Annotated in this window: 18 protein-coding genes, 1 tRNA gene, 1 rRNA gene and 1 other annotated feature; of the genes, 4 read left to right on the top strand and 16 right to left on the bottom strand. The window is 45.7% G+C overall.

What is annotated here, in order from left to right; all coding sequences use genetic code 11:
- Positions 1 to 84: 84 nt before the first annotated feature.
- From SPSPH_RS09995 to yunB, 4 genes are all read right to left on the bottom strand, one after another.
- A complete protein-coding gene (locus tag SPSPH_RS09995) occupies positions 85 to 546 on the bottom strand; it encodes a GNAT family N-acetyltransferase (protein WP_075755539.1) in 462 nt (153 codons plus the stop codon).
- A 244-nt stretch (positions 547 to 790) separates the two neighbouring features.
- A tRNA-Ala gene (locus SPSPH_RS09990) sits at positions 791 to 866 on the bottom strand.
- A gap of 239 nt (positions 867 to 1,105) precedes the next feature.
- Positions 1,106 to 2,662: ribosomal RNA gene (locus SPSPH_RS09985) — 16S ribosomal RNA — on the bottom strand.
- 422 nt (positions 2,663 to 3,084) lie between these two features.
- On the bottom strand, positions 3,085 to 3,786 hold the full coding sequence (gene yunB / locus SPSPH_RS09980) for a sporulation protein YunB (RefSeq protein WP_075755538.1): 702 nt from the start codon (positions 3,784 to 3,786) through the stop codon (positions 3,085 to 3,087).
- A 134-nt stretch (positions 3,787 to 3,920) separates the two neighbouring features.
- Between yunB and SPSPH_RS09975 the strand changes: the two genes are divergently transcribed.
- A complete protein-coding gene (locus SPSPH_RS09975; protein WP_233138777.1) occupies positions 3,921 to 4,250 on the top strand; it encodes a small, acid-soluble spore protein, alpha/beta type in 330 nt (109 codons plus the stop codon).
- 54 nt (positions 4,251 to 4,304) lie between these two features.
- On the opposite strand, the gene tyrS is transcribed toward SPSPH_RS09975, so the two are convergent.
- A complete protein-coding gene (gene tyrS / locus SPSPH_RS09970) occupies positions 4,305 to 5,522 on the bottom strand; it encodes a tyrosine--tRNA ligase (RefSeq protein ID WP_075755537.1) in 1,218 nt (405 codons plus the stop codon).
- Between the two features lie 67 nt (positions 5,523 to 5,589).
- Positions 5,590 to 5,819: a binding site (T-box leader), on the bottom strand.
- 253 nt (positions 5,820 to 6,072) lie between these two features.
- Between tyrS and SPSPH_RS09965 the strand changes: the two genes are divergently transcribed.
- Positions 6,073 to 8,274, top strand: coding sequence for a transglycosylase domain-containing protein (locus SPSPH_RS09965; RefSeq protein ID WP_075755536.1), 2,202 nt, complete (start codon positions 6,073 to 6,075; stop codon positions 8,272 to 8,274).
- A 584-nt stretch (positions 8,275 to 8,858) separates the two neighbouring features.
- On the opposite strand, the gene SPSPH_RS09960 is transcribed toward SPSPH_RS09965, so the two are convergent.
- Positions 8,859 to 9,260 (bottom strand): hypothetical protein, encoded by a 402-nt coding sequence (locus SPSPH_RS09960; RefSeq protein WP_075755535.1) that lies wholly within the window; start codon positions 9,258 to 9,260, stop codon positions 8,859 to 8,861.
- Between the two features lie 130 nt (positions 9,261 to 9,390).
- On the opposite strand from SPSPH_RS09960, the gene SPSPH_RS09955 reads away from it, so the two are divergent.
- Positions 9,391 to 9,711, top strand: a complete 321-nt coding sequence (locus SPSPH_RS09955; RefSeq protein WP_075755534.1) for a YbaB/EbfC family nucleoid-associated protein — start codon at positions 9,391 to 9,393, stop codon at positions 9,709 to 9,711.
- 12 nt (positions 9,712 to 9,723) lie between these two features.
- The gene (locus tag SPSPH_RS09950) at positions 9,724 to 10,341 is read left to right on the top strand and encodes a hypothetical protein (RefSeq protein WP_075755533.1); all 618 of its coding nucleotides are present in this window, start codon (positions 9,724 to 9,726) and stop codon (positions 10,339 to 10,341) included.
- Positions 10,342 to 10,475: 134 nt separating this feature from the next.
- Here SPSPH_RS09950 and SPSPH_RS09945 read toward each other — a convergent pair whose 3' ends face one another.
- The 10 genes from SPSPH_RS09945 to SPSPH_RS09900 all read right to left on the bottom strand — a co-directional run bounded on the left by SPSPH_RS09945 (position 10,476) and on the right by SPSPH_RS09900 (position 23,491).
- A complete protein-coding gene (locus tag SPSPH_RS09945) occupies positions 10,476 to 11,006 on the bottom strand; it encodes a ferredoxin domain-containing protein (RefSeq protein ID WP_075755532.1) in 531 nt (176 codons plus the stop codon).
- A 45-nt stretch (positions 11,007 to 11,051) separates the two neighbouring features.
- Positions 11,052 to 13,421 (bottom strand): endonuclease MutS2, encoded by a 2,370-nt coding sequence (locus tag SPSPH_RS09940; protein WP_075755531.1) that lies wholly within the window; start codon positions 13,419 to 13,421, stop codon positions 11,052 to 11,054.
- Between the two features lie 11 nt (positions 13,422 to 13,432).
- Complete coding sequence (locus SPSPH_RS09935) at positions 13,433 to 15,934, bottom strand: DUF3656 domain-containing U32 family peptidase (protein ID WP_233138774.1); 2,502 nt, start codon at positions 15,932 to 15,934, stop codon at positions 13,433 to 13,435.
- On the bottom strand, positions 15,918 to 16,832 hold the full coding sequence (locus tag SPSPH_RS09930) for an alkaline phosphatase family protein (RefSeq protein WP_075755529.1): 915 nt from the start codon (positions 16,830 to 16,832) through the stop codon (positions 15,918 to 15,920). The genes SPSPH_RS09935 and SPSPH_RS09930 overlap by 17 nt, the downstream gene beginning before the upstream one ends.
- A 121-nt stretch (positions 16,833 to 16,953) precedes the next feature.
- Complete coding sequence (locus tag SPSPH_RS09925; protein ID WP_075755528.1) at positions 16,954 to 17,625, bottom strand: DUF421 domain-containing protein; 672 nt, start codon at positions 17,623 to 17,625, stop codon at positions 16,954 to 16,956.
- A 71-nt stretch (positions 17,626 to 17,696) separates the two neighbouring features.
- Entirely contained in the window at positions 17,697 to 17,951 is a 255-nt protein-coding gene (locus SPSPH_RS09920; RefSeq protein WP_075755527.1) for a cell division protein ZapA, read from the bottom strand.
- Between the two features lie 147 nt (positions 17,952 to 18,098).
- Positions 18,099 to 20,528 carry a phenylalanine--tRNA ligase subunit beta gene (gene pheT / locus SPSPH_RS09915; RefSeq protein ID WP_075755526.1) on the bottom strand — a complete coding sequence of 810 codons (2,430 nt, stop codon included), beginning with the start codon at positions 20,526 to 20,528 and terminating at the stop codon, positions 18,099 to 18,101.
- Positions 20,529 to 20,550: 22 nt separating this feature from the next.
- Entirely contained in the window at positions 20,551 to 21,573 is a 1,023-nt protein-coding gene (gene pheS / locus SPSPH_RS09910) for a phenylalanine--tRNA ligase subunit alpha (RefSeq protein WP_075755525.1), read from the bottom strand.
- 440 nt (positions 21,574 to 22,013) lie between these two features.
- A complete protein-coding gene (locus SPSPH_RS09905) occupies positions 22,014 to 22,826 on the bottom strand; it encodes a TrmH family RNA methyltransferase (protein ID WP_075755524.1) in 813 nt (270 codons plus the stop codon).
- A complete protein-coding gene (locus SPSPH_RS09900; protein ID WP_075755523.1) occupies positions 22,823 to 23,491 on the bottom strand; it encodes a potassium channel family protein in 669 nt (222 codons plus the stop codon). The genes SPSPH_RS09905 and SPSPH_RS09900 overlap by 4 nt, the downstream gene beginning before the upstream one ends.
- Positions 23,492 to 23,504 lie beyond the last annotated feature (13 nt).

Below are 23,504 nucleotides of genomic sequence, written 5' to 3'. Positions count from 1 at the left end.
TCATTCTACTTTTAAACGCAGTTAAGCATATAATTTCAACGAAACTGCATCTCAGGTTACAGCAATTTATCTTGTGGACAAAAACTATTTATGAAAAAGGACTGAAGGTTTATTATCCAAACACTTCTGCAACAGCAAACTATTTGCGGTTTCCTCATACCCAAGTCGATGATAAAACTGATGAGCCTCTGTTCTCGTAATATTCGAATACAGTCTGATTCCTAAACAGCCTTTAGCCTGCGCCCACAACTCCGCTTTTTCCATTAACATCCTGCCAATACCGGCTTTACGGTAATCGCTACTCACCACAAGACCCAAAACTATGGCTGTTTTTTTCGTAATCAAAGTGCTATAGATTGATACATGCACCCAGCCAATAACCATTTTGTCTTCAGTCTCAGCTATATACAGCTTATTTGTCTCATCATTTTCCAAACAAGAAACTGTTTCCTTAATTTCCTCGATAGTGACTTTATAGCCTAATTCCGCGGCCAAATCCGGCAAAGTCCCTAAATCAGCTTCAGAAATTTCACGGCAAAAATACATAACAATACTCCTCATTTTTAAAATAAGAAAAATCACTGATGCAGCCTACATAGCGTCAACACTACTGAGGCACGGGCAGACGCTATGCATAAGCGCGGAGATTAAAGCGCCGGCGGCGCAGTGTTGTATGATGGCCGCCTGGGCCGGGTTTTGTGTCGGCACGCAAAACTTGTAAATTTTATTAAATCAAAAAAGGCTACCTCTCATAGATTTAAAAGTCTATTTGAGACAACCTTCCTTTTTCTGGTGGAGATAAGCGGGATCGAACCGCTGGCCTCTTGAATGCCATTCAAGCGCTCTCCCAGCTGAGCTATATCCCCATATTGTTTCAGGAATACTTATATTATCACAATCACTCATGTATTTCAATAAGCAACTTTTGCTAATTAGCATTCCCTCAAAACCAAACAATGTAAGAGTTATCATCTGCCAAATGTACCGACCTGGAATTAGAGCTCGCTTATAATGATGTTCTTCGCTTCCGCTCAGAACTAAGCGATTCACTCAGGTTTCCGCGTCGCTTTCGCTCCTAAAAACCTGGTTCTCTGCTTATCCCTAGAAAGGAGGTGATCCAGCCGCACCTTCCGATACGGCTACCTTGTTACGACTTCACCCCAATCATCGACCCCACCTTAGACGGCTAGTTCCTTTTCAGGTTACCCCACCGGCTTCGGGTGTTGCCAACTTTCGTGGTGTGACGGGCGGTGTGTACAAGGCCCGGGAACGTATTCACCGCAGTATGCTGACCTGCGATTACTAGCGATTCCGACTTCACGGAGGCGAGTTGCAGCCTCCGATCCGAACTGAGAGCTTGTTTGTGTGTTTGGCTCAACCTCGCGGTCTTGCTTCACTTTGTTTAAGCCCATTGTAGTACGTGTGTAGCCCAGGACATAAGGGGCATGATGACTTGACGTCATCCCCGCCTTCCTCCGCATTGTCTGCGGCAGTCTCCCTTGAGTTCCCACCTTTACGTGCTGGCAACAAAGGATAAGGGTTGCGCTCGTTGCGGGACTTAACCCAACATCTCACGACACGAGCTGACGACAGCCATGCACCACCTGTTTTTGTGTCCCCGAAGGGAGGGATCTATCTCTAGACCTTTCACTCAATGTCAAGCCCTGGTAAGGTTCTTCGCGTTGCGTCGAATTAAACCACATACTCCACCGCTTGTGCGGGCCCCCGTCAATTCCTTTGAGTTTCAACCTTGCGGCCGTACTCCCCAGGCGGGGTACTTATTGCGTTAACTCCGGCACAGAAGGGGTCGATACCCTCTACACCTAGTACCCATCGTTTACGGCCAGGACTACCGGGGTATCTAATCCCGTTCGCTCCCCTGGCTTTCGCGCCTCAGTGTCAGACACAGTCCAGAAAGTCGCCTTCGCCACTGGTGTTCCTCCCAATATCTACGCATTTCACCGCTACACTGGGAATTCCACTTTCCTCTCCTGCACTCAAGATTCCCAGTTTCCTGCGCCCATACGGTGTTGAGCACCGCACTTAGACACACGACTTAAGAATCCACCTACACGCCCTTTACGCCCAATAATTCCGGACAACGCTTGCCACCTACGTATTACCGCGGCTGCTGGCACGTAGTTAGCCGTGGCTTCCTCCTTTGGTACCGTCATTAGATTGCATTATTCACACAATCCACGTTCGTCCCAAACGACAGAGCTTTACAATCCGAAGACCTTCTTCACTCACGCGGCGTTGCTCCGTCAGACTTTCGTCCATTGCGGAAGATTCCCCACTGCTGCCTCCCGTAGGAGTCTGGGCCGTGTCTCAGTCCCAGTGTGGCCGTTCATCCTCTCAGACCGGCTACTGATCGTCGCCTTGGTGAGCCGTTACCTCACCAACTAGCTAATCAGACGCAGACCCATCTCTAAACGATAGCTTACATGTAGAGGCCATCTTTCTTAACTCAGCCATGCAGCCAAGTTACCACATTCGGTATTAGCACCACTTTCGCGGTGTTGTCCCCAGTTTAGAGGCAGGTTGTCTACGCGTTACTCACCCGTTCGCCACTAAGTATCTATTGCTAAATACTCCGTTCGACTTGCATGTGTTAGGCACGCCGCCAGCGTTCGTCCTGAGCCAGGATCAAACTCTCCATAAAAGTATTTCGTCCATATGCCTACGAGCTTTCTTACCGTTGCTATCTTGATAGTGTGAATGATTCACTTTATCAGACGCAACAGAAAAAAGTTCAAAGTCACACGTGACTACCTTATTTATGGAGCCTTTTGTGGCTCATAAAATTTCGAAATTGATGTTAGATGTAAAACATCTAACTAAGCGATCACAGCGGAATCACAGATTCCGCTGTGCCTGCTTATAAAGTGCTCATTGAGCACCGCACATCTGGCTTTTTTGATGCATTACTTACATTGTTCAGTTTTCAGGGAACGCCGTCACAAGGCCCCTTTAGATAATACGCCTTGTCCGGAATCGATGTTATTCATCTTATCATATTGATTATCCCATGTCAACAGCATCGGTAAGTGTAATACATCAGAAATTAAATCACGTTTAACTTGATTAATTAATTTTTAGACCGGCATTACCGCTATCTGTATCACCATTAAATATATTTCCTTCAAGCGGAAATGGAAATTGCACATAAGTATTGGGGACTTCTCCAACAATTACATATTCAGCAATAGGTACTTGTGTATTAACACGAACACTTTGGCTGACTAAGGGCACCACGATACGAACTTGCGTAGTGGCAACCAAGTATACCATGTGTCTTGTTTGGTTAATACCGGCTTGTTCAAACTTATCTATTACTTTAACCTGAACTGTACCGACCGGGATGATAGTGACCGTGATTTTAGGCCCCATACTGGCAAGAAATTGACTGCCTAATACCTGACCGATGGGAATTCGTATTTTTTCTTCCGTTATTTCTTTCAGAGCTTCCTGAACCTTAATAGTAGTATCAGCACCCAGCCTGTTGAACTCCATAGTATTAGGCTGAATCAACACCACACGCCCGCGTTCATCTAAGGTGACATTCAACAGGGTTTTAGGGTCAATTGTGAGACTGACTCTATTATTAATAACATTATTGATAGCTTGGGTTGCAATAAGAGTTGCCCTTGCCTCAGCAATAGCCATCAGTGTTGGTTTTAAATGAGTTTCAGCCTTCCAGAAAAAAAACACCATTATGGTTACCGCTATTATCAACGCTATTGGGAAGAGTGGTATTGTACGTCTGCGCCGCACGGAAAACCGCATGTCTCCCCCCTCCTTCGAAACGCACTAACACTGTTTGATTATTATATATATGACGAAGACTGTTTATCGGTTACTAAATATCTATTCATGGGAATTAGTTAAGCGGGAATACTAAAAAAAAGCGAGGTGATTATATGGATGGTTTGGAAAAGTTGAAGCTGCAAGTGGCAAATGAAACTCTTGGCCGTGAGATGAAGAAGGAAATAACCACCGATAATTATGAAAGTGTTCTTGAAGAAAAAAAACTTGAAGTAGCGGAAGAACTTGGACTTAAGGAGAAAATAGAAAGTGTTGGCTGGGAGAATATGACTACCAAAGAGGTAGGAAAAATCGGCGGTCAGATGGGCGGCCATATCAGTGGTCAAATGGTAAAAAAACTGGTTTCGATGGCTGAAGCACAGATGGCTCCTGTCGAAGAAGAAGTTATAGATGATTCTAAAAAACATTTAGAAGACAAACCATGAAAATAAAAATTGGGTCGCGGCTGCGACCCAATTTTTATTTTCTGCCAGATCTGCTTATTCCACTATAATACGGTGATATGTCTTCTTGCCTTTACGGATGAGCAGACTGTTATTCTCAAGTAGATCTGCTGCAAGCAAAAAGTCCGGATCAGCTACCTTAATATCACCAATATAAAGTCCGCCTTGCTGAATGAGTCGGCGCCCTTCACTTTTGGATGCGACAATGCCTGTGCCGGCAAGAACATCCAGCAGTTTTGTCCCGATCAGAGTACTGGCTATCGATACCGTTGGTACATTCTCCAAACTCCCAGCTCCGCCAAATAATGCTTCGGCGGCTTGTTGAGCTTTCTCGGCCTCTGCCTGACCATGAATGAGTTTCGTTACCTCAAAGGCAAGTGTTTTCTTAGCTGTATTAATTTCTTTATCCTGAAGCGCGCCCAGCCGCCGGACTTCATCCATCGGCAAAAATGTCAGCAGTGCCAAACATTTTTCTACATCAGCGTCATCGATATTGCGCCAGTACTGATAAAAATCATACGGAGAGGTCTTTTCAGCATCCAGCCATAGGGCCCCTTTCTCGGTCTTGCCCATCTTCCGGCCGTCACTTGTGGCCAGTAATGTGAAGGTCAAGCCGTAAGCCGGTTTTCCCTCCTTACGCCTGATAAGATCTGCGCCAGCCAAAATATTAGACCATTGGTCGTCACCGCCCATCTGCATAATACAATTGCACCGGCGGTTAAGCTCCAGGAAGTCATAGCCCTGCATCAACATATAGTTAAACTCCAGGAACGATAATCCTTTATCCATCCGCTGCTTGAAACATTCGGCAGTCAGCATACGGTTAACGGAGAAATGGATGCCAATATCCCGAATAAATTCTACATAATTCAGCTGCAACAACCAGTCGGCATTATTCATCATCAACGCTTTGTCATCAGAAAAATCAATAAAACGCTGCATTTGCTTTTTAAATCGTTCGCCATTGTGTTCAATATCTTCTCTGGTCAGCATTTTTCGCATATCTGTCTTGCCGGAGGGATCACCGATCATTGCCGTTGCTCCACCGATAAGACAAACAGGACGATGGCCAGCCTGCTGCATATGAGCCATCACCATCATTCCCAGAAAATGTCCAACATGCAGACTATCGGCCGTAGGGTCAAAACCGATATAAAAAGTAATCTTTTCCTTATCTAATAACTCTGCAATTTCATCCTCATGTGTCAATTGTTGAATAAATCCACGTTCTTTAAGAATATCTAAGACAGACATTATTTCATCCTCCTTTATTGAGTTTACCGGACTTCACAGCCGGTAAAAAAAATTAAACCCGCCCCCTGTCAGGGACGGGAGTAAACCCGTGGTACCACCCTTGTTGCTGCAATAAGCCACTCAAGCGAAGTTAAAAAACTTCCAGCCATATAACGGTGGCTCCGGCCCGGCTTACTACTGCACACTTTCAGCCTGCTGTTCATAGGTGTATTTCAGCCAGTCCGCCTACTGAGTTTCACCAACCCTCAGCTCTCTAAAAGACCATTCTGACTTACTTCTCCTATTCATTACATTTCACATATAATATACTGTATATTTTTATATGCCTGAGGTACTAGTATCTTACGTCAAAATTCTCGATACCTCAGACAAAATTTCTACTTTTATGCCGCATTATAACATAACAATTTTAATATTGCAAACGATTGCCAAAGAAATACCCTATCAATAGTTTTTATGATATAATGATTAGCGAATCAAAATCCTTTTAACTTTGTTTTTCAATAATATTTAGCTGCAAATGTAAGTGAATCTGCAGGGGGAGGAAACAATGCAAGATAAAAATAACGAAAATAAAGAGTCAGGCCGACGGCGTCCCAAGAAAAATTTCCGGGCAGTTACCATCATTGCCATACTTGTGTTCTTAGTTATGTTAACAGGTGCAAGCCTTGGATTTTTGACGGCCAGCATCCATACTATTCCCAGCCTGAAGGGGGAAATACGTCCGGCTGTCTCTTCCCAAATTTTTGATGTAAACGGGAAGCTCATAACAACCATCCATTCAGTAGAAAACCGGTTGCCGGTATCTATAAATAAGATACCAAAAAATTTACAAAATGCATTTATTGCAGCAGAAGATGTCCGTTTCTATCAGCATAGTGGTATTGATCCCCGGGGTATCCTGCGAGCTATCTGGTCTAATATAACCAATCGCGGCATAGCTGAAGGCGGCAGTACCATAACTCAGCAGCTAGCCAGAAATGCTTTACTTTCACAAGATCAGACAATTAAGCGTAAAATCCAGGAAGCCTTTTTATCCTTGCAAATTGAGCGGCAATACAGCAAGCAGGAAATACTAGAAATGTATATGAACCAAATTTATTTTGGTCAAGGTGCCTATGGCGTGCAAACAGCTGCCCAAATTTATTTTGGCAAAAATGTTGAAGATTTGAATTTAGCCGAGTGTGCTATGATTGCCGGCATACCTAAGAGTCCTAATTATTATTCCCCTTCCAGCAATTTAAAAGCCGCTAAAGAACGGCAGTCTGTAGTATTAGACCAACTGGTTAAGTATGATTACATTGATTCGGCCACCGCTTTGAAAGCCAAGAACACCGAAATAAAACTGGTTAACCGTAACACTACTACTACTGCGACCGCTTCCTATTTCACCGATTATGTACTGCAATTGCTTATCGAGAAATATGGTGCAGATGCCGTATATAAAGACGGCTTGAAAGTATATACCTCTTTGGATATCGAAATGCAAACCGCAGCAGAACAGGCTATGAATCAACTGCTGCCGACACGCCGTACCGAAAATGGCATCAAACAGCCCCAAGGAGCTTTAGTGGCTATTGACCCTCATAACGGTCATATCAAAGCAATGGTAGGCGGCCGTGGAAACGATCAGTTTAACCGTGCAGTACTAGCCGAACGCCAGCCGGGCTCTGCCTTTAAACCGTTCGTTTACCTGGCTGCTCTTGAAAGCGGTTTTACACCGGCCAGCATTATTGATGACAAGCCCATTAGCTTTGGCAGTTGGTCGCCAATGAATTACGATCGACGCTTTCGCGGTCCGGTAACTATGCGTACTGCCCTTGAGCAATCACTAAATGTTGTAACCGTAAAATTAGCTCAGCAGGTCGGTATTGACAAAACATTATATTATGCACAGCAAATGGGTATCTCCACACTGGTCCTTACCGGTAATACCAATGACCGCAATTTGGCCATGTCATTAGGTGGCCTTACCCGTGGTGTCACCCCGCTGGAGATTGCCAGTGCCTATGGAGTGCTGGCAAATGGCGGTGTACGGGTTGAGCCGCTAGCTATCATTAAAGTTGTCGACCGCAATGGTAAAGTAATTGAAGAAACCCTTCCCCGTGAAAGGGTAGTTGTCAATGAACGAAGCGCATATCTGCTTACAGATATGCTGCGGGGAGCTATTAATCAGGGTACCGGGGCAGGTGCCTACTTTGGCCGTCCGGCAGCTGGAAAAACCGGTACTACCAGCGATTATAAGGACGCCTGGTTTGTCGGGTATACGCCTGATTTAGCAGCAGCTGTTTGGATGGGTTACGACAATGCCGACTATCTGAGCGGCATCACCGGCGGCACAATACCGGCAACAATTTGGCAGAGTTTTATGCGGGAAGCTTCCACCAAATATGTTGCCCGTGATTTTGTGAAGCCTTCCGGCATCGTTACCGCCAGAATATCCACCCAGGACGGTTTACTCCTCAACGATGCCGCCAGTAAAGAGGCCCGTGATGAGCTTTTTGCCGAAGGCACTCAACCTACCAAAGTTTCGACAGTTACTGCAACCAAGGATGATAATGATAAGAAAGACGGCAAGGATAATGCTGCTAACAATGATGGTAAGAATCCAGCCCAGACTGGTAATACCGAAGGTTCGGACACAACAGAGCAAATTCCACCGCCACCGCCAGCAAAGAACAGCAAAAATACCATTGACCCGGCACTACCGCCACCACCGCCCAAACCTACTGATTCTAACAAGAAAAATTAGTTTTAAAAAAACACGCGTAAAATCACGCGTGTTTTTTTCCGTTTAAGCATATACATTAATATAGAATATTAGCAATCAGCAATTCCCTGGTCATCACAGCACATCCAGAATAGTAAAATGATAATAATGATGATAATGACCCAACTGTTTCCAAAAGAACCGCCACCGCCAAATCCACGTCCCATTTTATATTTCCTCCTTTTTTCATAGCCAGTAAAGAGCGCTATCCTCTTTACTGTAATATATGATTTTTGCGTTTTTTTGTCACTTTCAGCAGGAGTTACAGCTGCATGCGGGTGTTGTATTATTGTCAGGATAAATTAAGAACACGCCTTTCAGCGTGTTCCGGATGTACGTAAGTAAGTAGAGTAATTATAGACAAGTGTCATCACCATCAAAAAAGAAGAGTAATAAGATAATGATGATAATCCAAATACCACCAAAGCCATTACCGCCAAATCCACACCGCGACATGTAAACTACCTCCTTAATTATGTGATGAGGGCGAAGTATCGCCCGCCCTTCTACTTCAATATATACATTTTTAACTCGAAGTGTTACTAACCCGGCTTGACATTTAACTGCTAATTTTTCGTTTCAAATAGCCTTCTAATTTGTTTTGGAGCCTCACTCGCAACTTTAACAGATTGCATAGTATTTTCGATTACATCGGTAATATTGCGGATTTTATCTACAGTAGACGACATAGAATCAATTCGTCTATCCATTGAAAAATTTTCTGACGCCAACGTCAAGAGTATGACCACCATCTGCACATTGAGATTGGGGTTTTGCATCATCTTTCTCAGCATCGCAGCCGGACCGCGTGAGCCAGTCTTTTTCTGCTTCTGCGATGTCTTGGCAGGCAAAACCACCGGTACAGTTTCAGGTGCCTGCTCATTTGTTGCAACAGGATCTTTCATTGCTTTTACCGGCCTTTCTACAGGCGGCAACCCTGCGTTTTGGCGATATTTTCGCACGCGCACAAATTCCACCCCCCTTCACAAATGATTTTTCTAATCCAATATATGAAATATCGGTGTATTTGGAGTTTGGACACTCACAAAATTAGTTTAACTGAATAAATTAGATAGAAATATAGGAGGTGCATAGCTAGTGTTTGAACAGTTTGGTAACATTATGGAAATGGTAAAAAAGGTTCAGCAAAATGTTGATACTGTTCAGGAAGGGCTCAAACAAGAACGTATTGAAGTATCAAGCGGCGATGTTATTAAAATAACTGTCAATGGTCAGCAAGAAGTTGTTGCTATTCAATTAAACAGCAAATATCTAAACGCCGATAACGCTGCATTATTACAGGATTTATTATTAGCAACAATAAATAATGCATTATCGAAATCACGTGATTTGAATCAAGCCGCTATGGGCAAACTGGCTACCGATTTGAACCTGCCTAAAATTCCCGGCATGTTTTAAGGAGGCGTTCTTATGCCGAATGACACTGACACCACTGGGTCTTCGTCGCTACTCGGCTCAATAAACCGAATGCTTGATGCCAGTGTTACCTCTGGAGCAGGGCTCGATAACCTGGTAACTGTTTTATCACTGTTATGCCTATTTTCTATAGTTAACCGTGGCCATACTACCAATATGCCACAACAAACTCAAACTGCGGCCAACAGTAATCCTCTACATAAACTACTGGGTGAATTGACAAAAGGCGGTGGCGACAGTGGTGCCGGCGGCGGACTATCACCAGATACTTTAATGTCCCTTCTGCCGTTGTTAAACAACCCGCAACTAAAATCAAAACTCAATCCCGGCACTATGGGCAGTGTTCTGGGATTATTAAACAATCTTGGCGGTCTTGGTCTTGGTGGCGGCGGCAATTCACAGGAAAAGCCTAAAAATGAAACTAAGTCAGAACCTAAAACGGAATTACCCAAACAACCGGCCGAAACTGAAGCACCTGCCGCTCAAGCCGCCACCGCACAGCAGGCTGCGCCGCCAAAAGAGCGGTCCTTACCGCCGCAAAATGACGAAGATAGCGAGGAACCAGACGGCAAAACCTATGGACGGTATCTAAATTGGAAAAACAACTTTTAAACCACAAAAGACGGCTTGCACTGGAGCCGCAGGAAAAAACGCAAGCTAATAAGGGAGAAAACTACACTACTGACAAAACAAAAAAACTGGGAATCATTCATGTGAATAATTCCCAGTTTTTTTGTATGGACAATTTAGCCCCGGTCAAAAAATGGACTTTTTCCGGAAACACTGAGCGGGATGCCGTAAGCAATTTGGACATCTTCCTCAAATATATCCAGATTGAGTGCCGCCCGCCCAATTGTAAACATAATTCGGTTATCAATATGATGCAATGCAGCCGCACTGACAGCCGATCCCAGGGCAATGCCCAGATCCCCCACAGCAATCGCACAAAGCCCTGCTTTTTCAGTATTCTCTTTACAGTTGGCATACCCGCAGTAGCCGCAGGGTTGCACACCCATAGGCTTGACTTTTTGGCCCATCAGAATCGCCAGCTGTGTTTTTTCCAAACAGGCGGCATCACGTTCGAAAAAATGGGCTCCGCTTGCCTGCGCAATTTTCTTCATTTCTTCGACTAATTGATCTTTCGTTCTGCCTTTGACAACCATGACTACTAAGTTGTCTATTCCCCGCCCTTTAGGCGCCGTCCGGGCAGCAGCGCACATTAACTCAGCAACCTGCTCCAGGGCGCGCTGCTCCATTTCCTTACTTTGAATAATCATTCGTTTTCTCCTCCCTAAATAATATTTTTCAAGCCTTCCTTATAGCTAAGACAGCCTGGCTACGGTAGCGCCGGTACCGCCTTCATTAAGTTCGGCTATACGAATTTGAACAATATGCGAATGGTTTTCAAGATAGGTTCTTACGCCCTTTCTTAATGCACCGGTACCCTTGCCGTGAATAATAAGCACTTCATGCAGACCTGCCAGTACAGCTTCATCAAGATATTTATCAAGAGTGGTCTCAGCTTCTTCAATCGTCATACCACGAAGGTCAATTTGTCTTGCTGCTGTTGCAACCCGGCTCATCACAGCGGGTTTACCGGCATTAGCCGCTTTTGTTTTGGTTATATGCGGGGACTCTTCCGCCAGCAGCCGGCAGGAAGTTAATGGTACTGTAAGCTTTAACGCTCCCAGTTGCACAGTCACGTCTGCCATGCTTACGGCCAATACTTCCCCTTTTTGTTTTAACGTAGTAATATACACATTCATTCCCGGGTGAAGCATGTCTGCCGACACCTCAGACGCTTCGTCCTCATCCACATCCAGTGTATTAACCTCACTGCTCATGTTCTTTAGTTTTCGGCGGGCAGTTTCAATTGCAGACTGCCTTTCCCGCCCGCTATGTTCGGAAAACTGGGCTTTTAAATCACTAATAATTTCTTCGGCGCTGCGCCTGGCCTGTCGAACGACAGCCGCTGCCTCTTCCTGCGCTTTGGCTAATGTCACCGACTTCTTTTCGGCGAGCAGGCGTTCTGCTTCCAGTGCCTTTGCTTTAGCCTGGGTTAATTCCTGCTTTATTTGATTTACTTCATCCAGCTTGAGCGTATACGATTTCTTCTGTTCTTCCAACGCTTGCAAAACTGTCTCAAAATCAGCATGTTCTTTGTTAATTAACTCTTTAGCGCGACCAATGATACTCTCGGACAACCCCAGGCGCTGACTTATCGCAAAAGCATTACTGCTGCCAGGTATGCCTATTAACAGCCGGTAAGTAGGACGCAGTGTCTGTATATCAAATTCTACGCTGGCATTTTCTATTCCATGTCTGGTATAAGCAAATGTTTTCAATTCACTATAATGGGTTGTTGCAATAGTTTTTGCACCAATTGTGTGCATATGCTCCAGGATTGCCATCGCCAAAGCGGCACCCTCACTGGGATCAGTGCCTGCGCCGATTTCATCAATGAGCACCAAGTCGTTTGCAGCTACCTTTTTTAATATCCCAACCAAATTAGTCATATGACCGGAGAAAGTGCTGAGACTTTGTTCAATGCTCTGTTCATCGCCAATATCGGCAAAGATATTGCCGATAACCGGCATTTCAGAATCAGCGGCCGCCGGAATAAATAATCCGGACTGCGTCATCAGCGCAAATAACCCGACAGTTTTCAAAGTTACTGTTTTACCGCCGGTATTTGGCCCGGTAATAAGCAAAGTAGTAAAATGCCGTCCCAGCCGGACATCTATTGGCACAACATTTTCTGACGCGATAAGCGGATGACGCGCCTGAATGAGGTTAACATGTCCTTGCTCATTAATCACCGGCTGCACTGCCCGCATATCAATACTTAGTTTGGCTTTGGCAAAAATAAAATCCAAACGGGCTAAGAGGGTAAGATTATCTTCGATAACATCGGCTACGTTGGCTACTTGACCGGTAACTACGGTTAAAATGCGTTCAATCTCATTCTTTTCCGCAGACATAAGCTGTTTTATATCATTATTGAGATTTACTATGGCCATAGGCTCAATAAATAAAGTGGCGCCACTGGACGACTGATCATGAACAATGCCCGGAAAATTATTGCGGAATTCTTGTTTGATCGGAATTACATATCTATCACCGCGCATTGTTACCAATGCATCCTGAAAGTATTTTTGATATTCGCCTGATCGCAGGATACTGTCCAGCCGTTCTTTGACACGGCTTTGGGATTGTCTTATTTCGCGGCGTATTTTTAACAATTCACCGCTGGCATCGTCCCGGATAGTACCTTGCTCAGTAACAGTAGCTTCAATTGTTGTTTCAATATTTCTTAATAAGGTTATCTGCCCGGCCATAGCAGCCAGCAGTGGTATCTCCACAGGCAATTCGGCCAAAAAGTTTTTCATCCGCCTGGCGGCATATAAGGTGCTGGCTACCGCTAAAAGCTCATGCGGCTCTAATATAGCACCCAGAGCCGCCCTTTTTATACCGGCACGCACATCGCGAATTCCACCAAGCGGCACAGCAGGTACCTGGTTCATGACCGTACGGGCTTCAGCCGTCTCGGCCAGCCGGCGCTTAACTTCACCGGCATCATTTGCAGGTATCATACTCTCGGTAAGCTCCCGCCCCATAACAGAGCCTGTGCGTTCAGCCAGCATGTCCCTGATTTTATTAAACTCCAAAGTTGTAAAAACCGATACTTCCATATAACTCTCCTCTATAATACTCCGCGGAAATAATGACCTCTGGTAATATTTTCGTGCTCCGCGGCAGTAATTTTGTCTTGTACCAGCAACGGATGCCGCTCTCCCTGATCGATCAGTTCCCGGTATAGCCGGGTTACACGGGCAACCTCCTGGACCGGGCTGTATTTGGCTTCAAACCGGAGCCGGCTAATACCGGCCCGCATTAACCGGGGTACATGCGGCAGCATGGACAGTTCTTTAGCATTCAAAATGTGCATCCGGCAAAATTGGTCAGTGGCAACCGGGAATAATTCATTCATTCTGTCTTTCAGCCAAAACTGACCGCGCAAACAGGCCTTGCCGCACTTTTGAATATCAGAACCTCCTAAAAAACTCCCCAACAGGCAATAATCGGAAATCATAAGTGTCAGATAACCATGTACTAAGCATTCAATAGGAGCAAGTTTTTTTGCTGCCAGTTCCTCAATTTGAGCAAAATTAAGCTCAGGCGATAAGGTTAGGCTAGCCAGGCCGGTATTGCTTACATAGCCCGCAGCAACACTGTTATATATATTCAAGGGATAATCGCCGTGAAGCGGTATCCTGTCCCGGAAGAGGTGTAAGGTTCCTATATTGCCAACACCTATGGCCATAGGGTTAATTTCATTAAATAGTGCAATCCGTGCCTGTAATTCCTGCATTTGACGCTGATTCAACAACCGCGGCGTATTGAGAATAATTTTACGGCCATGGCTGTGGCAATAGGCCGCTGCCGCATGATAATCCTCGGCAGCTAACGGCCGGTTACCAAAGCACTCGCCGCCAAACATGACAATATCGGCACCATTATCCACAGCTGCCCTGACTTTGTCAACGGCATCCACATTTACGACAAGTTCCGGTCTATTCTCCGGGTTTACTGTACGCGCCTGCGGCTGTATACTCACAATAGACTTATCCTGCGGCAGCGGCTGCCGGTAAAACCTAGCAAGCCGTGCGGTTTCCAGCGCTTCTACCGCCCGGCGTCTGGCATCATTAATCTCGCTGACAGGCACCATTACTTCACCCTGGATCTGGCAGTCCAGTTGTCGCAAGCTAAAAACGGTAGTCCCAAGACGTTCGATTTGTTTCATAACCGTATCAGGAGTCAGCGGTCTTTTTAGTGCCTTTTCGGCGACAAAAGCCGTTGCTGCCTGACCGGTAAATCCTTCGGAATCTTGCAGCGTTATAACCAGCGGACTGCCTTCGGCAACAGTCACGGCAGCATCAACAGGTATACGCCTAAAGGCATCGGCTCTGTTAAAGCAGGCTCTGGCACGTTCCATTAAAGCGGCATCAAAGACCTTAAACACTCTGTCGTTGTCACGCACAGGCGAACTTACCGGAATTGTGACCGCCGTATGGGCCTTAGCTTCCGTAACTGCTTTGCCGCCAACCGTCATAGCAGTAATCGTAACATTGACCCGGCCGCCGACTTTAACCCAAAACTCAACAATATCGCCAATGGCAAGCGACTCGTCCAGTTTGATGACAGCTGTTTTATTGGCCGGCTTATACTCAAGCACCCGGCCTACCCTGACACCACGGTTATTGGGACGCCGGTCGCTCATCATCGCCCGTCCGTTTTTACCGTAAAGGTGGGCAGTAGTAAAGTCACGGTTAAAAATTTGCGCCAGATCTTTTTTGTCTTGCTCACTGACAGTATAATCGGACTGGCGGGCCTGATAGCTGTCAATGGAACGCCGGTAGGCATCAACAACAACAGCAACATATTCCGGCCGTTTCATCCGCCCCTCAATTTTAAAAGAAGTTACACCGGCCTCAATTAACTGTGGTAATACTTCTATAGTGTTAAAATCCTTCGGGCTAAGCAAATAGGCCCCGGCATCGGCCTGCTGCAACGCATCATTTCCCGCTGCATCAACAAGCGTGTAAGGAAGGCGGCAAGGCTGGGCACAGCGTCCGCGATTGCCGCTGCGTCCGCCAATCAGGCTGCTCATCAGGCATTGTCCCGAATAAGAAATACATAACGCACCATGAATAAATGTCTCTATCTCGACAGTAGTATGCTTGCAAATATATTCAATATCTGCAAGTGACAACTCCCGGGCCAGTACTACTCTTTTAAAGCCCATAGCGGCCAGAAAATCAACACCTGCCAAATTATGAGCTGTCATCTGCGTACTGGCATGCAGCGGCAGATTAGGAACTACCTTTTTGGCTACTACTGCTACCCCTAAATCCTGCACAATAATGGCATCAACACCTATTTCGTATAAATGCCGCAAATAATCAACCAATAATGGCAATTCACTATCATCCAGCAATGTATTAACAGTAACCAATACCGCTACTCCGCGCAAATGAGCGAAACGTACGGCTTCAGTCAATTCCTCATCAGTAAAATTCGGTGCATAATGTCTGGCACCGAACATCTTGCCGCCAAGATAAACGGCATTTGTCCCACTTTCCACTGCTGCAATCAAAGCCTCTTTGCTGCCAACAGGCGCGAGTAATTCAATCACGCAAATCATCCTTCCTTAAAACCGCTAGTATTGCCGGAGCAATATCTGATAAATTGTTGATACCCTCTGCCATCTTTTGTGCTCCGGCACCGATGGCAATAAACGGTACCTTATTGACGGTATGGGTTTTTACCCCCATATCTTCGAAATTTCCATGGTCACTGGTTATCAACAGCAAAGTGTCTGCAGGCAATAACTCGCGAACAGCTCCAATAAACTCATCAAGTATGTGCAAAATTCTTTGCGCATAATGCCAATCCTGCTTATGACCTGCCCTGTCTGTTTGAAAATATTCAAAAATAGTAAAAGCATTGCTTTGGGAAATAGCAATCAAATTATGGGCAGCCTGCCTTGGTGTTACCGGCGGAATATCCACACCAAAGCTGCCTAGCATTTCATTGGTAATATCCTGATATACCGCCTGTCCCCTATCGATTTCCGGCAGGGACCGCAAGGACATACCGGTACTTAACGCTGCCAGCGTAATGGCTGAATGGCGGCGTTTGCGCCTTGCCACCAGTTCAAAATAATCTGGCAGATACAGATTAGCCGATGTGGCCGTAAGCCCGTCTTCAACCAGTTCTTTCATAAAATTATTATCGGTAATGATTTTTGACAACTCAGGTCCGGGAAAGGCCTGTATGTGACGCCCCATGATTTTGGCAGTATTCAGACCGGTAAGGATGGCCGCCTGCCCTGTTGCACTTTGTGGTAATCCCTCCACCCCCAGGGTAGTGTCAATGGGTACCATAGCACAATCAGACACCAGGACCGCTCCCAGCTCCTCTGTCAATGCCCCGCCAAACCCGGAGGCAATACTGTGCAAGCCAAAACGCACCAGGGGGTTAATGGCCGGGTCATGCCTGCCTAAACCAATGCCATCAATGAATATGAATAATACCCTCATATCTGGAAACCGCCTTTATTACCTATATACTCCGCAACACGCCACCCCTGGAAAAACGGTAAGCCGGATGAGAATGACTGGATACAGCATAAGAAAGAAGAAGGGGTATCCCTTCCTCTCATTAATGCAATTCTTTTTCTTTGTCGGCCGGGTTCTGCTCAGCCTCGTTCCTGACTGCCTGCTGCTCCCGCAAGTGATTGGCCAGAAACTCCACATCATCCATAAATTTTTCAAGTTTTGTCCACTTTTCTCCAGCCAGACTCAGCGGATTGTCATAAATACTTTTGATATAGCTCTCAAATTCTTTTTTAGTCAACGGCTCCGTTTCGGGTGTGCGAACCATAGTGAATTCGCCGCAGCTTTCCAGACGGGCTGTTTCTATGATGCTCAAGTCGGACATATCAAGACCCTTTTTATGCAGTTCCTGCCGCAGATCATCGTAATTAAAGTTCGTTTTCGTAAAGTTTTCTTTAAGAATACGTCCATCTTTAATCAACGTCACCGGTGTGCCCTCAAACCATTTTCGCAAGGTTTTATTCTTTAAAGCCAGATATCCCATTAATTGCTGTAACAGCAGCAATGCTACCAAGACCAAAATCCCTGCTCCTAAGGTAGGAGCTTGGTCCATAGTCCCGGCAACAATAATATCGCCAATGCCAACCATAATGATAAAATCATAGGGCGACAGCTGGCCTACAGTACGGTTGCCCATCAACCTGACAACAACTAATGCTACCGAACATAATACGATGAAGCGCAATAAAACCGGCCCCAATGAACCGCTGTCGAACACGGTATCACTCCTTTTCTGTCTGTATTATTAACATGACTTCCAAGTGTTATACCGCACATACTGTGTAAGCCTTATTTATCTTCTTTTATTAGCTCAAGGAGCTCCAGATAATCTTGCTCTAACCGTAAAAATTCATCCGCAATATTTAAAGCTGTCAACACGGCGATTTTAGTGGGCGACAGTCTTAGGTTGGCTTTAGCCGTTTTTTTCATGCGTTCATCCAGCATAGCTGCCAAACGCAAAATTCGCTCCGGCTCAATATTGCCTTTCAATGCATAGCTTTCGCCGTATATTTCAACAGTTACCTTACTTTTTTTTTCTGACATAATCCACCTGAAGTTAAATATTTACTGCAGAATATACTTCTACCAGCCAAAAACTAATTCCTGCTAAAAAAAAGAAAAAGGCGGGATAACCCGCCTTAAATTCACATTATTCCTTAAATACATTTCCTATTTGGGACACACACCGGACTATTCCCGGAGTTTAGCTGCAAAAGTGCTTTCAAGCGCAGCAACAATATTTTTATAATATTCATCGATCTCGATATCTGTCAGTGTCCGGTCGTTGGCCTGGAAAGTAAGTGAAAATGCCAGGCTGCGGAACCCTTTGGTCACTTGTTGGCCGGTATAAACATCAAACAATTGAACAGCAGTAAGCAAGGAACCGCCGTTTGTGATAATGGCAGCTGTTACCTCACAGGCGGGGATATGTTCAGGTAAAACAACAGCCAGGTCGCGGGTGATTGCCGGAAACTTGGGCAAGGACTGATAATCCGGTTTTATTGTGGCATGCTTGATCAATGCTGCAATATGCAATTCAAATACATAGACTTTTTTTGTTATTGCGTAAGCATCTAAAACAGCCGGATGAACTTCACCAATCATTCCCAGAACATCGCCATCTTTTTGAATGACTGCAGTTTTTCCAGGGTGCAGTGATGGATTTTGGCCTATTGCTACAGAATAACCGGCAATTGCCAGTCCTTCCAGGATCGCTTCGACAGCACCTTTGGCATCAAAGAAATCGACATTATCTCTTCCCTGATTCCAGGCCATCGCCTGGCGTTTGCCAAGCATAGCTCCACACAGCATCAGCGGTTCCTGTGGCAGATCACTAAGCGGCAGGGTTTCCGGGCAGTATACGGCTCCGACTTCATATATTTTCAAATCTTCATTCTTGCGGGAAAGATTGCGGACAATGGTATCCATTACGCCGCCCAGCAAAGTTGTACGCAAAATCGGGAAATCATCGGTAATAGGGTTTAAAACCTCAATAGCCTGGCGCAGCCGGCTGTCGGCAGGAATATTTAGTTTATCAAAGGTATCCGGATGAGAAAAGCTCAGGGAAACAATTTCCGAAAAACCACTGCCTGTCAGGACGGCCTTCACTTTGTCGACAAGGTTCTGCGAATAATTCTGTTTGCCTTGCAACATACTGCCTGCCGGTGTCGTGGACGGCACATTGTGATAGCCATAAATCCTGGCAATTTCCTCACAAATATCGGCCGGCAAAGTTACATCCCCACGCCAGGTCGGCACAGTCACTGTAATTTTTTCCGGCCCGGCATCAACCTCGAACTCCAGACGTTTTAGTATATCAACCATTGCATTTGCCGGTATATTGGTACCAAGATAGCTGTTAATTTGCTTAGGAGTAAAAACAATTTGCTTAGGCAGCTGCATCTCAGGATACGCATCAACAATACCCGGGCACACCTGGCAGGCTCCCATATCTTCAAGCAGTGTGGCAGCCCGGTCAAGAGCCTTAATAACATTAGCCGTGTCTACACCGCGTTCAAAACGTCCGGATGCTTCCGAGCGAAGTCCTAAGGCCCGGGAAGTGCGGCGAATACTTGCTCCTTTAAACGAAGCGGCTTCCAGCAAAACATTTTGGGTATTGGCCGTAACCTCAGTAGCCAGCCCGCCCATTACCCCGGCGATGCCAACAGCCTGTACGGCATCGGCAATCACCAGCATGTCAGGAGCAAGTTCCCGCTTAACTCCATCAAGGGTAGTCAGTTTTTCACCCGGGTTGGGTTTGCGGACAATCAGGCTATGACGCGCCAACAGATTATAATCATAAGCATGCATCGGCTGACCTAATTCCAGCATAACAAAATTGGTCACATCAACAACATTGTTAATCGGCCGCATACCGGCAGCCTGAATTTTGTGCTGCATCCAGGCAGGTGATGGCCCTACTTTAATATTGGTTAAGATTCTTGCGGCAAACCGTGAACAAAGATCGGAATCCTCTATCTGGATACTGGTCATATTGTTAGCCTTTTCTGTACCTGCTTCTTTTAAATTAAGCATTGGCTTTTTCAAAGAAGCACCGGTAAGCACGGCAATCTCCCGGGCAATGCCAATGATGCTGAAGCAGTCGGCTCTGTTAGCAGTAAGTTCAAACTCAAGCACGACATCGTCCAGCCCCAGGGCTGTACGAATATCTATACCGATTTCCGTGTCTGCAGGCAGAATATAAATGCCGTTTCTAGCCTCAGGGGACACCAGTTTGTTGTCAATAGCAAGCTCTTCTGTCGAGCATAACATTCCGTTAGACAACAGCCCCCGGAGTTTTGTCGGTTGAATACTCATCCCGTTAGGCAAAGAAGCTCCAACGGTGGCTACAGGAACGATATGGTCCTGCCGGACGTTGGTAGCTCCGGTCACGATGGTAACCACTTCGGTACCAATGTCGACTTTGCATACCGATAATTTATCTGCATCAGGATGGGGAAGCATCTCCAGCACTTTACCGGTAACTACACCTGATATATTTTGTCCTAATCGTTCCACAGCTTCGACTGGAATACCGGCCATAGTCAGCATGTCTGCCAGTTTTTCCGGTGTTTCTTTAATTTCTACATAATCTTGAAGCCATTTTATTGACGCTCTCATAACTTTCCTCCTTTACCTGCCTTTAAAATTGACGTAAAAAGCGTATATCATTATCAAAAAATAGTCTGAGGTCATCAATACCATAGGTAAGCATAGCAATACGCTCTACACCCATACCAAAGGCAAAACCACTCACTTTACCCGGATCAAAATTGCTCATCTCCAGAACGCGCGGGTGAACCATGCCTGAACCTAAAATTTCCAGCCAGCCTGTGCCTGAACACACACGACAGCCTTTACCGTCGCACATGACACAGGAGATATCCACTTCGGCACTTGGTTCGGTAAACGGAAAAAAGCTGGGGCGGAATCGTACATTAACTCTGTTACCAAAAATTTCTTTGGAGAAAAGTTCCAGGGTACCTTTTAAATCAGCAAAACTAATCCCCTGGTCCACTACTAAACCTTCTACCTGCTGGAACATCGGTGAATGAGTGGCATCATAATCCCGCCGGTATACTTTACCGGGAGCAATGATGCGGATGGGTTGATTGGGCTCAGCCGCCTGCATTGTCCGTACTTGTACAGGTGAGGTATGGGTTCTGAGCAAAAACTCTTTTGTGATATAAAAGGAATCTTGCATATCGCGAGCCGGGTGGTCTTGAGGCAGATTGAGCGCCTCAAAGTTATAGTAATCCTTTTCCACTTCCGGGCCTTCGGCAACTTCAAAACCCATGCGCATAAAAGTATCTTTAATCCGATTCAACGTCAGCGTTAACGGGTGTAAGTGCCCAAGACCGGCGTGCCGCCCCGGCAAAGTAACGTCAATGCTCTCTGACGCCAGTTTCTGAGCCAGTTCAGCTTGTTTTGTGGCCTCAAGTTTAGTGGCTATAATGGCTTCCAATTCATTTCTGATGTCATTAACGACCTGTCCCACCCGTGGCCGTTCTTCCGGACTCAACGCGCCCAGACCACGCAGCATACCTGTGAGTAATCCTTTTTTTCCAAGGTATTTGACTTTTAGGTCATTAAGCGCCTCTTTTGCGGTAACTTCCGACAGCTCCTTAAGAGCTGTTTCTCTTAATGAATTAAGCTCTTGTTCCATATGTTCCTCCTAAAAATAAAAATAAAAAGACTTCCAGCCCCAAGGGGCGAAAGTCTTGACTTCGCGGTACCACCCTAATTACACTCGATTTCCTGTAACGCGGAAAAAACGCCAGACCTACACAGAATAGCCTATCCCTTCAGCCCAGATACTCAGAAGTGAACTTCTGCCAGCTGTTTCAGCGCTGCTCGCAATCTTTGGCAGCATCCTCCCTGTAGAAACATAACTAACATACTCTCTTCCTCATTGTACTTACATAAAATGACTATTAACTTATTGCAACCGTAAGCGTTTATACCACAAATACGCAGCAATGGAACCGGTAGCTTCAAACATTCTCCAGAAAAATTCGGCGGTCATCATCGTAAGACCACACCCTCTCTGTCCGTAATCAGTATCTCCATTATTGCTAACCGTATTATATCACAGCCTTGTAAAAATTACAAGGTTGACCGCTGTCTTACCGCTTCATACAGGATTATACCGGCAGCAACTGCTACATTGAGCGATTCGGCCTGGCCAATAAGCGGTATATTCACACAACTGTCAGCGGCTTCCAGTAATTCGGGACTGACACCCTGACCTTCATTTCCCAAAACAATCGCCACAGGACAGGCAAGCCTGGTCCGGTAGTACAGTTCTGATTGCTGCAAACTGGTTGCCAGCAGCCTAACTCTGCAGCGCTGAAGCCAGGTAATCAGTTCTAACGAAGTTATCCCTTCAACAACCGGCAGATGAAACAGCGATCCCATGCTGGCCCGCACGGTTTTACCGGCATAGATATCGGCTGAGCCTTTAAGCGCAATTACTCCGGTACAACCGGCGGCATCTGCGGTACGGATAATGGTTCCAACATTGCCGGGGTCCTGAATACCGTCAAGTACCACAACCAAGGGAGGGTTTTCACCGGCAGCCACCATGCTTTCCAGGGTAGCCTGACGTTTTTTTACTATTACCATAATTCCCTGAGGTTGTTCCGTATCGGAAATCTTGTTATAAAGGCTGTCAGGAACCACTGCCAGCTGACAATTTAACTTTTCCAGCCTCTCAATCAGGCTGCGCGTCCGGTCTCTGGCAGCCGCCGCTTCCGTATAAATGCAGGTTGCGACAGACCACCCGGCAACAGCACATTCTTCTATCAGGCGCACGCCTTCCGCGATAAATAAGCCCAGGCTATCCCGGTATTTTTTTTGTTTAAGGGAAACAACTTCTTTAATCAGCCTGTTTGCCGGACTGGAAATAAACTCACTCATTCTAATTCCTCCAGCTTTTGTACCCCCTGGCTTTCTCCCACAATAATCAGAATATCCCCTTTAGCAATTTTTTCATTAGGCTGTGGCGGTGCAGTCACCTGCTCGCCCCGCTTCATCGCTACCACATTAACTTTATATTTTGCCCGGAGATCAGCTTCAGCCAGGCTTTGACCCACTAAGGCTTTGGGGGCAGTGATTTCAACAATACTCAAATTAGGAGATAACTCAATATACTCCAGTACATTGGTTGACACCAGGTTATGGGCCACCCGCTGCCCCATATCACGTTCAGGATAAACAACACGGTCTGCGCCAATTTTCTCCAGCATTTTTCCGTGCAATTCATTGCGGGCTTTTGCCACAATATGTTTTACGCCAAGATCTTTTAACAGCAAAGTGGTAAACACATTAGCCTGCATATTCTCGCCAATGGCGACAATAACTACATCAAAGTTTCGGATACCTAATGCTTTAAGTGAGTTTTCATCAGTGGTATCTGCCTGGACAACATGGGTGACTTCCTCACTAAACTTTTGCACCTGTTCTTCATCGGCGTCAATTGCCAGCACTTCATACCCGAGCAGATATAAGGCCCTGGCAACACTTGTGCCAAAACGCCCTAAGCCGATAACAGCAAATTGCTTGGTCTTATTTTTTACTGCCAATTCTCTCCCTCTT

The organism is Sporomusa sphaeroides DSM 2875, assembly GCF_001941975.2.
Classification (GTDB): Bacteria; Bacillota; Negativicutes; order Sporomusales; family Sporomusaceae; genus Sporomusa; species Sporomusa sphaeroides.
Note: the sequence above shows the minus strand (reverse complement) of the source record. Positions and strands in the feature narration are given on the sequence as shown.